Source organism: Bacillus sp. 95MFCvi2.1 (genome assembly GCF_000374965.1).
Lineage (GTDB): Bacteria > Bacillota > Bacilli > Bacillales > Bacillaceae_G > Bacillus_A > Bacillus_A pseudomycoides.
Window position 1 is genome coordinate 1 of sequence record NZ_KB895745.1, and the last position, 12,334, is coordinate 12,334.

A 12,334-nucleotide genomic window follows, 5' to 3' on the forward strand; every position below is an offset into this window, starting at 1 on the left:
ATTGATGTGCAGATCATTTGTGTGAGCAAACTTTAAACAAGAAAAAGAATCCCAGAAATCATAAGGGATTCTTTTTCTTTATGTAATTACGGCATTAACATTTTTGCTACAGATAATGATGTCCTATGTAAACTTCATATGTATAGGTTATTCATAGTTTAAATAAGATGATTTTTTAATATATTTGTCGAATTATTTGTTGTTGCAACATATTAATTAAAGCGAGGTTTATGAGTTATGATTCGGTTAATCGAGGAAACAGATGCAGAACCTTTTTTAGAATTATGTAGAAAGATTGATGAAGAAACGGAATTTATGTTATTTAAGGAAGGGGAGAGAACTACTACAATTGAACAACAAAAAAGTGCTATCAAAAGAATGTCTCAATCTTCTAATTCAGCTATTTTTGTTGCTGAGATTGAAGATGAATTAGTAGGATACTTGATGGCAATTGGTGGTCAACCTAAAAGAATTAGGCATAGTGTTTATATTGTTGTTGGTGTAACTCATGAAAATAGTGGAAAAGGAATTGGAACTAAGTTATTTAAAGAACTTGAAAATTGGGCAAAGACTTTTGGTGTAATCAGATTAGAGTTGACTGTAAGAGTAAATAATACATCAGCCATTTCTTTATATGAGAAATTAGGTTATGAGATTGAGGGCATAAAAAGAGGTTCTTGTGTTGTTGATGGAGATTTAGTTGATAGTTATTATATGTCTAAGATTTTAAATGTATAGGTTTTACTTCTGATAACGAATCTTATGTTATCAACGCTTATAATAAGATAACAAAATGTAGAAAAGTAAAAATTTCGTTTAGGGGGTACCTCAAGACCTTAGCTTGATGGCCATGTGGTACTACCCCTATGTGAAATGTAGTAATTATTATTGTACTTGGACACAATTCATTTACTACAGTATTAAGTATATCACTTACATCATGTATCTTTTATAAAGAAGTATGTCGAATTCAAGAATATTAGTTTTTTATATGAAAAAGAAATATATAACCTTGAAATTAAAGTCTTTGCAATTGTTCATATTTTTATTTCATATAAAACTTTCTAAATACAGATGAAATGATAAGTATAGAATCATTTCATCTGTATTACAATAACTATGAGCTTTCTTCTTTTGTTAGGTGACTATGTTTTTTCGAATAAACAAAGTATACAACTACTCCAATTGCTAACCAAACACCAAAGTACACCCATGTTGTTAACGGTAAATTTAGCATTAAGAATAAACAGCAAACAATTGAAATGATCGGCAAAATTGGTACAAGTGGTACCATAAATCCACGCTGTAATTTCGGATGTGTTTTACGAAGGATGATAACTGATACACCAACCATCGCAAACGTTAATAGCGCCCCAATATTCGCTAAATTCGACAATTCTTTTAAATCGATAAATCCAGCAATTAAAGCACTACCAATCCCTGTTAACCAAGTTGAAAATGTTGGTGCTTCTGTCTTCTTGTTAATTTTCGCAAAAGATTCTGGCAATAAACCGTCACGACTCATTGCAAAGAATACACGTGTTGTTGCGTAAATATAAGCAAAAATTACAGCCATAATACCAATTACAGCTCCAATAGCAATTACACCAGCTACTTTATCTTGTCCTACAACTTCTAGTACATAAGCCATTGCTTCTGGTACATCTAACTCTTTATAAGAAACCATACCAGTCATAACAAGACAAACCACAACATAAATGATTGTACAAATAACTAACGAAGCAATGATACCAATTGGAAGGTCACGTTGTGGATTTTTCACTTCTTCTGCTGAAGTTGCTAATGCATCGAAACCTAAGAAAGCAAAGAATACTGCTGCTCCTCCGGCAAAGACTCCACTTAAACCATACGGTGCAAATGGTACCCAGTTTTCTGGTTTTACGTAGAATACACCAACCGCAATGAATAAGCTAACAATAGCAATTTTGATTAATACCATTGCGTTATTCACACGTTTACTTTCTTTCGTACCACGTGATAATAGCCATGTTAGTACTAACGTAATGACTACTGCTGGTAAGTTAACGATACCACCTTGTGATGGAATCGTTAACAGTTCTTTTGGAATTTCTAATCCAAATCCACTTATCAAGTTATGGAAATAACCTGTCCATCCACCAGCTACTGCTGCTGTTGTTACAACGTATACCGATAGTAAGGTCCATCCCATTAAATGGGCTACAAACTCCCCAATTGTAGCATAAGAGTATGTGTACACACTACCTGAAACAGGAAGTGTAGAAGCAACTTCTGCATAACATAATGCTGCAAATCCGCAAACAATTGCGGCAATCATAAATGAAAAAATAACTGCTGGACCAGCATCTCTTGCTGCTACTAATCCAGTTAATACAAGAACGCCTGTACCAATTATTGCGCCAATTCCTAGCATTGTTAAGTCAAATGCCCCTAAATTTTTTGACAAAGTTTTACTTTTACTTTCTTCTAACAATTGCATAACAGATTTCTTTTTAAACAGGTTGGCCACGATATATGTCCCCTTTTACCAAAGAAGAGCTAAGATGTCTTCTCCTAGCTCTTCTTTGGTAAAATTAATTTATTTTATAAGATATTCAAAGAGTTATTTTACTTCATTCGCAACAAAGAAATGCTCACATACACTGGAAATGCGTTTTAAGTCCACATTTCCACCTGAAATAACCGCTACTACTTTTTTACCTTTTGTATATTGATCAACTTTTCCTGCAAGAAGAGCAGCTGTAGCTAATGCTCCAGCTCCTTCTACAACAGCTTTTCCACGTTGTAGTAAGTCTTTCATGGCTACTTCTAATTCCTCTTCTGATACCGTTACAATATCATCCACTAATTCTTTAACAATTTCAAAGGTTAAGTCTCCTGGTATTTTAACAGCACATCCATCAGCTATTGTTGGTGCTTCATAATGGGATACAATTTTTCCAACATCATAAGAAGCTTTCATTCCATGGACATTATCAGCTTGAACACCAATAATATTAATTGATGGATTAAATGATTTAAGTGCAACTGCAATTCCTGAAATAATACCTCCACCACCAATAGGCACAATTACAGTATCAACATCCCACATATCATCAAGAATATCTAAACCAATTGTTCCTTGGCCAGCCATTACCTCTACATCATCGTATGGATGTAAATATGTTTCTCCTGTTTCCTGTATAATCTCTTCACATTTAGCCTTAGCATCATCAAAGGTATCCCCATGTAAAATAACTTCAGAACCATATCCTCTGGTAGCATCAACTTTGGCTTGTGGTGCAGAAATTGGCATAACAATTTTACTTTTGATTCCAAGTAAATGAGAAGATAATGCAACACCTTGTGCATGATTCCCAGCTGAACAAGCAATCACACCATGTGCTTTTTCTTCATCTGTTAAATTTGAAATTTTATTAAATGCACCACGAAACTTAAATGATCCAGTTAATTGCATATTTTCTAACTTCAAATGAATTTCTCCACCCGTTTTACTCGTCAAATAAAATGATTTAACAAGGGGGGTCTTACGTGCATTTCCAGAAAGAATTTGTTGAGCTTTTTTTATATCACCAATGTTAAGTGGTAAATTTTTGTTAATCATAGTAACACTTCTTTCAGTGGTTTATAATCTAACTCTAACGTCTTTCCTAAATTCTCATAGGTAATAAAACCTTTATAAATGTTTATACCAGATGCTAAAGCCGGTTTAGTATTTATTGCATTTTCTAATCCCTCTTTAGCAATTAATAATAAATATTCAATATTTCCATTTGCTAAAGCCATGGTCGAAGTACGTGGGGTGGCACCAGGCATATTTGGTACAGCATAATGGATTACATCATGCTTAATAAATATAGGGTTATCATGTGTTGTATAGTGATCAACTGTTTCAACTGTTCCACCTTGGTCAATTGCAATATCAACAATAACACTGCCAGGTTTCATTGATTGAACCATATATTCTTTTACAATTTTCGGTGGTTTAGCTCCTGGTATTAAGATAGTTGAAATAAATAAGTCTGCCTCTTTTATATGCTTTTCTAAGTTTTCAGTATTGGATTCAATAACCTCTACAGAATCATTCACATATCTTTCTTTTAAATAAGCAATTTGGGTTTTGTTTAATTCTAGAATAGTCACATGGCAACCAATTCCAATTGCCATATCACATGCATTAATAGATGCATTTCCTCCACCTAAAATGACAACATTTCCAGCAGGGATACCCTCAATTCCTGATAATAAAATCCCTTCTCCTTGATGTTGTTTTTCTAGATAATAAGCTCCCATAAAGACCGCACGGCGGCCAGCAATCGCACTCATGGGCTTTAACAGAGTCAAAACACCATCTTCACTAATTGTCTCTCCAGCAATTGCAGTAGTTCCTGCTTGTCTCATTGCTTCAACACACTCTTTAGAAGCTGCTAGATGTAAAAATCCCCATACAATGAGATCTTTTTTAAAGTAGTGATATTCTGCAGATAGTGGTTCTTTCACTTTTACTACCATATCAACGTCCCAAGCTTCTTTTTGAGTTACTATGCTTGCACCTGCATTTGTATATTCATCATTAGTATAACCAGATCCTAATCCAGCATCTTTTTGTACCAAAACTTGATGTCCCTCTGCAACTAACTTTTGAGCATTTTCGGGAGTCATTCCCACACGAGATTCACCTTTTTTTATTTCTTTTACTACTCCGATTTTCATACTCACACTTCCTTTTGAAATTAATATATCTAACAATTTAAATAAAAAATGACAAGTACACCAAACTTATTATGTGTATACATGCTATTTTTCATTTATCTCGCTGTTTTGCCCCTACAAGATAGCAAGATTCAAAACCCTAAGTCAATCAATTTGTGAAATCATTCACAAAATGTATTTATTTGCTCGGTAATAAAATTCTATCTTGAAAATTATTATTGTATAGCATTTTAGTCTGTGCTAGACTTTGTCACGAATAACATCTCTTCTGAATTTAAAGCAACTTATCATTATGTAATACAAATTAAAAATCTATGCGTTGAGTATTAATTGTGTTAGGAAGACTTCTCTACTAGAAGCATGACCAAACATATTTGTGAAGTATTTCACAAATATGTTTGGTCATTAGTACTCATTTTCTATTCCTAATTCTAGGCAAATATATATTTAATTAGATATTCAAGTTTAAGCTTAAAAATATTATGTGAAAAACTAGGGATAATATCTAAATATGAGAACACCAAGTGCTGCGATTCATTAGAGATTTTGTTTATTTTTATAAAACAGGAGTGATTGTTATGTCACAACAACAACTAAAAAAAGAAATTGGTTTCTTTGCTGCTTTGACTACAGTTATTGGTACCGTAATAGGGGCTGGTGTTTTTTTTAAACCAACTGCATTATATGGTATCACTGGTACAGCCAGTTTAGGGTTGCTCGCATGGGTTATTGGCGGAATATTAACTGTTTGTGCAGGATTAACAGGGGCTGAATTATCGGCTGCTATTCCAGAAACAGGTGGTATGATGGCTTATTTAAAACGTACTTACGGAAATTTAACAGCATTTTTACTAGGTTGGGCTCAAACCGTCATTTACTTTCCAGCAAATATTGCAGCACTTGCTATTATTTTCGGAACCCAAACTGTTAACTTGTTTGGATTAAATGCTAATGAAAATAAAATGATGATTGTAGGAATTGCTGTTATAACCGCAACCTTTGTAACTCTTATGAACTTTTTAGGTGCTAAAGCTGCTGGAGGGATCCAAACCGCTTCCACTATAGGTAAATTACTTCCTTTAGCTCTTATTATTATTTTTGGTTTGCTACACAAAGGTGATGTAACTTTTCAATTGTACCCAATTGAGGCAGGACCAGATAAATCTTTTATATCCGCTCTAGGTTCTGGCTTACTTGCAACGATGTTTGCCTATGATGGATGGATACACGTAGGGAATATAGCTGGCGAAATGAAAAATCCCAAAAAAGATCTACCTAAAGCAATAATACTAGGATTATCAATTGTTACGGTTGTTTATTTATTAATTAATATTGCATTCCTAATGGTTATGTCTGCAACAGCACTTGCAGGAACTGATACACCTGCATCTGAGGTTGCAAAAATTCTTTTTGGTACAATGGGTGGAAAACTAGTTAGTATAGGTATTTTAATATCTGTATTTGGTACAATTAATGGATATATTATGACAGGTATGAGAATTCCTTATGCTATGGCATTAGAAAATAAACTACCTTTTAGTAAATGGTTTGCTACATTATCTAATAAGAGCAGAGTTCCTTATAATTCTGGAATATTTGTCTTGTTGGTTTCAATAATCATGATGCTTATAGGAGGATTTAATACGTTAACAGATATGTTAGTATTTGTTATATGGATATTCTATACAATGACATTTTTAGCTTTATTCATTTTACGTAAAAGAGAGCCAGAACTTGCACGTCCTTACAGGGTACCCTTATACCCGATTGTACCGACGATAGCTTTATTAGGTGGCTTATTTATAGTCTTTAATACGTTATTTACACAAACATTACTAGCCTTATGTGGAATAGGACTAACGGCTTTAGGCCTTCCAATTTACTTTATAATGCGTAATAAGCATATTGATGTAAAAACAGAGGATTAAATTGTGTCCAAATGTGCGAAATTCTCGAAATGATATGGCGAGGCCTAATAAGGAACAGCAAAAAAGACATTTTCCCCAGTTGAAGATGTCTTTTTTATGCAACTTTCCCTAGATTTCAATAACATTATATGCAATTTACTTAGAATTATACCTAATAGTTGCGGCTTGATAAATCCCCCCACCCGTAACTTTTGCATAACATATAAATAATAGAAAATACGGGTCTGTTGCAAAGTTTTTTTACACATAGAGACATGGGAAGATTGTGGTCAAATTTTATGAAATCGATAATAAATTCTGTAATTCGTTATACGTCGAAAAGACGGAGTCTGATTGAAGACTTCGTCTTTGTTTGTATATGGCATGAAGCGTTTCTATCCCTTTTATCGTATGTGAGGCATGACGAAGACTTTGAAATCCTAAGGAACGAGCGAAACGGCGCTTCACGTGTCGATGATCTTGCGCAATGAGATTATTGAGATATTTTGTTGTACGATGAAAGGTATTTTTGTAAAAGTCTATTCTCTGTAATTTTTTAAATGCGCAAATTAAGGAAGGAGCCTTATCTGTAGTCAAAACCGTATTTATCTTCCTAAGTCTATTAAAACGCCATAATTCCCTACTCTTGGTTTAGAAAGTAGGGAATATTTTTTGTAAAGGATTTATCGTTTTTTCTCAAAGTACTACATTTAGAAAGAATAACATTTTTTACACTTGGGGGTAGTTGGATTTCTTAAGTTGATGGGCATGTGGCGGCACCTTGAAAAGAAGTTCCTTTTTTCTGAGAAATGTATATAAATGCAAAATGAATAATAAATACCCGAAAGGATTTTATATTTCCTTAATTTATTCCTTTCCATCTACACTAATCATTTATTACAACAGCTTTCACGTTTAAAATAAGATGTTTCAACAAAGGAAAATATAAGTATCTTTATAATGAGTTCCCAATATAATCAATGTGTTAATCAAAGGAACTCTGTGTTATTTTTATTTTTTTACTAACTAATACAGCTTCAAACAATGGACACAATTGCTACATGCCAAGTGTAATTTATTACCCATTCAAAATTCTGTTTATTCAATCTTTCTAAAAATAAAAAAATATTAAACTCATAAATATACAAGTTATAATGAGGGCGTCGAGAGATAATCTATTACCTCTGGAGAAAATATCAAACCTGATTCTGGTGCAAAATTCTAAAGACCTTGCAAGTAATCTTCTAAAATTGGACATACTGATACGATTACTCTAAGAAAGGTGTGTGATCAGAAGGGAAATTTATTCAACATGAAAATGGAAGCGTTATCAGCCAGATCTTATTTTGAATTGGTCATTCTAATAACTTAGATTCAACTGCAATTAAAAATAATAAATTATGGGGGTGCTTATATGAACATGAATGTAGCATCTATTAAAGAAAAAAAGGTTGTTAAATACAAAAGTTGTTTTGATGTGATTGGGCCGGTCATGATAGGTCCTTCAAGCTCACATACTGCAGGTGCTTTAGCTATTGGAGCAGTTGCTAATAAATTATTTCAAGGTCTTCCAAAAAAAGTCGTGGTAAGGTATTATGAATCATTTGCTGAAACCCATAAAGGACACGGAACTGATTTTGCAATTATTGCTGGAATATTAGGATTTGCTACCGATGACAGCAAAGTGCCAGATGCTATTAAAATAGCAGAATCTAAAGGCATGGACATTACCTTTATTGAAAAAGCAGGTGATAGTCCTGCTGGTCATCCAAATACGGCAGATGTATATTTAGAAGATGAAAATCGAAGTATTAGAACGGTGGGTATTTCGGTCGGCGGCGGATTAATTGAAGTCAAACATGTTGAAATTGACGGATTTAGCTTAGATCTTCAGGGCCCATTGCCAGTTATTATTGCGATTTCCGAAAGAGCTGACTTTGAATTTGTCTTACGCAGGATCTTTAAACAATATGATGTGGAAATTAACGACTTTCATAGTTTAGAAGAAAGCGGAAAATATTTATATGCATTCGCTTTGGATTCGCTATTGCCTGGTGATGCTCAGAAGGAATTGGGAAGTTTAAGCGGTCTAGCTAATATCATTATTCTTTAGTTACATTAAGGGGTGAAAAAATATGTATATGACCATAAAAGAAATTGTGGATGCAGCTAATAAAAGGAAAAAACCAATTTATGAATTAGCAATCGAACAGGAAATCGAACAAACTAAAACTTCTTATGAAGAAGTTTGGAGTAAAATGGAAAGAAATTTAGCGACTATGGAAAATGCCATAAATAAAAGTATCGAGGGCGACGGGGTATTTTCTCCGACTGGTTTAACCGGAGGCGATGCTGTTAAAATAAAAAAATATCGAGAAAACGGAAAAACTCTTTCTGGAGATTTGATGGTGTTAGGGATTCAAAGTGCTATCGGTGTTAATGAAGTAAATGCTTCATTAGGGGCTATTTGTGCGACTCCAACAGCAGGCGCGAGTGGGACAATCCCGGGAGTCCTATTTAGTATTAAAGATACGTTTCAGTTAGGTCATGAAGATATGGTCCATTTTCTATTCACTTCATCTTTATTTGGAATGATAGTCGCAAATAACGCTTGTATTTCCGGAGCGTACGGAGGATGTCAAGCTGAAGTAGGCAGTGCCTCAGCAATGGCGGCGGCTGCAGCGGTAGAAGCTGCTGGAGGAACGCCACAGCAATCTTCTGAAGCTTTCTCAACCGCATTACAAAATTTACTCGGTTTAGTTTGTGATCCGGTCGCTGGTTTGGTAGAAATTCCTTGTGTAAAGAGAAACGCCATTGGAACGGCAAATGCTTTAGCAGCAGCGGACATCGCATTAGCCGGCGTAAACAATATCATCAATGCTGACGAAGTTATTGAAGCGATGTATAGAGTTGGAAGACAGATGCCTCGCGAATTAAGAGAGACAGGTTTAGGCGGAATTGCGGCCACACCTACAGGGATTGCCATTAAAAGTAAAATTTTTGGAGAGAAACAATTAAATAAATAAACGGTTATTTGAAATATTGTGAAATAGTTAACAATTCTGTTCTCTATTGTTCTCCTAAGGATGTCTGTATATTAAGAGCCATTGTCATTGAAATATACTACTATACAATTAAAATATACTACTATATAATTAAAATGCTTTGTAAACGCTAACAAATTCATTGGGTTGATGACTAGCGAATTTTTCGATTTTGATCAACTTAGAAGAAGGACACACGATGTGGAGCATCTTGTAAGCAATTCGCTTTTCAAGAATGGTCTATATTCCTAAGCTTTAAAAAGAGACGTAAGAATAGGATACAAGGAGGAATTATTATATGAATGGAAATACTGCAAAAACAATAGAATTTCAAGCTGAAAATACTGCAGTAAAAAATGAGAAATATCCAGACCCTAAAAAGTGGCATAAACAGGATACTACCTGGGCATTGAGCCTTTTTGGAACAGCAATTGGAGCAGGAGTACTCTTTTTACCTATTAATGCAGGTTCAGGTGGTTTATTATCATTACTGTTAATTACCATACTTGCATATCCTGTTATGTATTACTCACATAGGGCGCTTGCTAAAATGATATACGCTTCCAATTCTGCTGATGAGGGGATTACAGGTACAATAAGAGAGTATTTCGGAAATAAGGCAAGTATAATTTTTAACATAGTATATTTCGTCTCAATTTATACTATCGTGCTGATGTATTCGGTTGCACTTACAAATACTGCAAGTAGTTTTATCGTGCATCAATTGCACATGCCGGAGCCTCCAAGGGCCATTTTATCACTTGTATTAGTACTCGGTCTTATAGCTATACTAAATTTTGGTCAAGATATCACTGTAAAGATAATGAGCATGCTAGTATACCCTTTCATAGCTTCTCTACTTTTTATCGCAATATCTTTGATTCCAAAGTGGAATACGTCAATGCTTAGTTTTTCAAGTGTTTCTACTGCTTCAACAGGAACAGGATATTTTGGAACGATATTGATGATACTACCAATCATAGTATTCTCGTTTAATCATTCTCCTATGATTTCGTCATTTGTTATGAAACAGAGAGCTACCTATGGAATAGAAGCTACTGATGCCAAATGTGCTCAAATACAAAAAGTTTGTTATATCATGACATTCGTTGTTGTTATGTTCTTTGTTTGGAGCAGTACCTTGAGTTTGACTCCAAATGATCTTATAATGGCAAAAAAAGAGAACTTGTCAATCCTATCATATCTTGCTAATGAGCTTAATTCGCCTATAATCACTATTGCAGCTCCTATCATTGCTTTTATGGCCATAACAAAGTCCTTCCTTGGCCATTATATAGGAGCATATGAGGTAATGCGTGACATGATTATCAAGTCCAGTAAAACACGCGGAAAAGATATAGGAGAAAAAACAGTTAAGACAATGATCCTTACTTTTGTCGTATTAACATGCTGGTATGTCGCTTATGCAAATCCAAGTATTCTTGGAATCATTGATGCCCTTAGCGGTCCGTTAGTTGCTGCTATCTTATGTCTATTACCAATGTATGCGATCCGTAAAGTACCAGTACTAGCTAAATACAGAGGGAAAATGAGCAATGTATTTGTCATTATTATAGGTATACTTACTGTCCTAGCAAGTATTAAGTCATTATTCTAATTCACTATTGTTGGTTCTGGTGCAAAAATAGTGGGATATGAAAAAAGAACGAAAGATCCTAGCGGAATTGAATTTTAAGTTGTTAAACCAAAGAGATCATGGATAAGATATATCTATTTTTGGACAGACTTCTCACCTTGGGGAGTTTGTCCTTTTTTGATCATATGCATAACTTCTATTCCAGCAATCACTTTTTTAGCTGTTTGCAATGATTTTAATCCAAGCATATTGGGGTGCCGCCCCATCGCCATCAAGCCTTAATGCGAAAATGTGATATTTCATTGACCTTACTCAGGTATGCAATATTGCATATAAGAATGTATTGATAAAAATGTAAGCGCTTACTATAATGAAAGCATAAAGATAAATCACATCTTAGAAACAACAAAAGAGGAGGAAATAATATGACAATCGCAATGACAATTTTAAAATTTGTAGGTGGAGCACTTCCATTCGTTCAAGAACTTTTAAAAGCATTTATGTAAGTTCACTATTTAGCAATTATTTATAAATAATTATCATACCTTAATACGAAAAAAAGGAAGGAGTTGATTTTTTTGAAAATCAAGAAAAATACTAAGGGAATAAAATTACTAGCATGTTTATCAATTGGCTTATGCACTATTAATTATTCTTCTATTTCCTTCGCTGAAACAAAAACAAATAATGCAGCTGATGCAACAAAAAAAGCTATTAACATTGATACTGGCATAGCAAATCTTAAGTATAATAATCAAGAGGTTTTAGCAGTAAATGGTGATAAAGTAGAGAGTTTTGTTCCGAAAGAAAGTACAAATTCAAATGGTAAATTTGTAGTAGTTGAACGTGAGAAAAAATCACTTACAACTTCACCAGTGGATATTTCAATTATTGATTCTGTGGCTAATCGTACTTATCCAGGAGCAGTACAACTTGCAAATAAAGCTTTTGCGGATAATCAACCTAGTTTGTTAGTAGCTAAGAGAAAACCTTTGAATATTAGTATAGACTTACCTGGCATGAGAAAAGACAATACAATTACTGTCCAAAATCCTACATATGGTAATGTGTCT

General features: G+C 34.1%; 9 protein-coding genes and 2 pseudogenes. 6 read left to right on the top strand and 5 right to left on the bottom strand.

The annotated features are described in order from the left end of the window. Positions 1–237 precede the first annotated feature (237 nt). Positions 238–738, top strand: a complete 501-nt coding sequence (locus tag C568_RS0129200; RefSeq protein WP_006096908.1) for a GNAT family N-acetyltransferase — start codon at positions 238–240, stop codon at positions 736–738. Positions 739–1,117: 379 nt separating this feature from the next. On the opposite strand, the gene C568_RS0129205 is transcribed toward C568_RS0129200, so the two are convergent. From C568_RS0129205 to ald, 3 genes are all read right to left on the bottom strand, one after another. Then, a complete protein-coding gene (locus C568_RS0129205) occupies positions 1,118–2,509 on the bottom strand; it encodes an amino acid permease (RefSeq protein ID WP_018783599.1) in 1,392 nt (463 codons plus the stop codon). A gap of 93 nt (positions 2,510–2,602) precedes the next feature. Beyond that, positions 2,603–3,604: a bifunctional threonine ammonia-lyase/L-serine ammonia-lyase TdcB gene (gene tdcB / locus C568_RS0129210; protein WP_018767858.1), complete on the bottom strand. Its 1,002-nt coding sequence runs from the start codon at positions 3,602–3,604 to the stop codon at positions 2,603–2,605. Beyond that, positions 3,601–4,713: an alanine dehydrogenase gene (ald, locus tag C568_RS0129215; protein WP_018767859.1), complete on the bottom strand. Its 1,113-nt coding sequence runs from the start codon at positions 4,711–4,713 to the stop codon at positions 3,601–3,603. Before ald ends, tdcB begins: the two co-directional genes overlap by 4 nt. A 578-nt stretch (positions 4,714–5,291) precedes the next feature. On the opposite strand from ald, the gene C568_RS0129220 reads away from it, so the two are divergent. Next, positions 5,292–6,641 (top strand): APC family permease, encoded by a 1,350-nt coding sequence (locus tag C568_RS0129220; RefSeq protein ID WP_018783600.1) that lies wholly within the window; start codon positions 5,292–5,294, stop codon positions 6,639–6,641. A gap of 276 nt (positions 6,642–6,917) precedes the next feature. On the opposite strand, the pseudogene C568_RS33945 reads toward C568_RS0129220, so the two are convergent. Further along, positions 6,918–7,223: pseudogene (locus C568_RS33945) on the bottom strand (DDE-type integrase/transposase/recombinase); the annotation flags it as partial. Positions 7,224–8,034: 811 nt separating this feature from the next. On the opposite strand from C568_RS33945, the gene sdaAB reads away from it, so the two are divergent. From sdaAB to C568_RS0129235, 3 genes are all read left to right on the top strand, one after another. Further along, positions 8,035–8,733 carry an L-serine ammonia-lyase, iron-sulfur-dependent subunit beta gene (gene sdaAB / locus C568_RS0129225; protein WP_006097457.1) on the top strand — a complete coding sequence of 233 codons (699 nt, stop codon included), beginning with the start codon at positions 8,035–8,037 and terminating at the stop codon, positions 8,731–8,733. Positions 8,734–8,755: 22 nt separating this feature from the next. After that, complete coding sequence (gene sdaAA / locus C568_RS0129230; protein ID WP_018783601.1) at positions 8,756–9,646, top strand: L-serine ammonia-lyase, iron-sulfur-dependent, subunit alpha; 891 nt, start codon at positions 8,756–8,758, stop codon at positions 9,644–9,646. Positions 9,647–9,962: 316 nt separating this feature from the next. Next, positions 9,963–11,282, top strand: a complete 1,320-nt coding sequence (locus C568_RS0129235; RefSeq protein ID WP_018783602.1) for an amino acid permease — start codon at positions 9,963–9,965, stop codon at positions 11,280–11,282. Positions 11,283–11,395: 113 nt separating this feature from the next. Here the strand turns inward: C568_RS0129235 and C568_RS34480 are convergent. Continuing rightward, a pseudogene (locus C568_RS34480) lies at positions 11,396–11,512 on the bottom strand (IS6 family transposase); the annotation flags it as partial. Between the two features lie 318 nt (positions 11,513–11,830). Between C568_RS34480 and C568_RS31515 the strand changes: the two are divergent. Then, a partial coding sequence (locus C568_RS31515; protein WP_196813670.1) for a thiol-activated cytolysin family protein occupies positions 11,831–12,334 on the top strand: 504 nt, incomplete at its 3' end.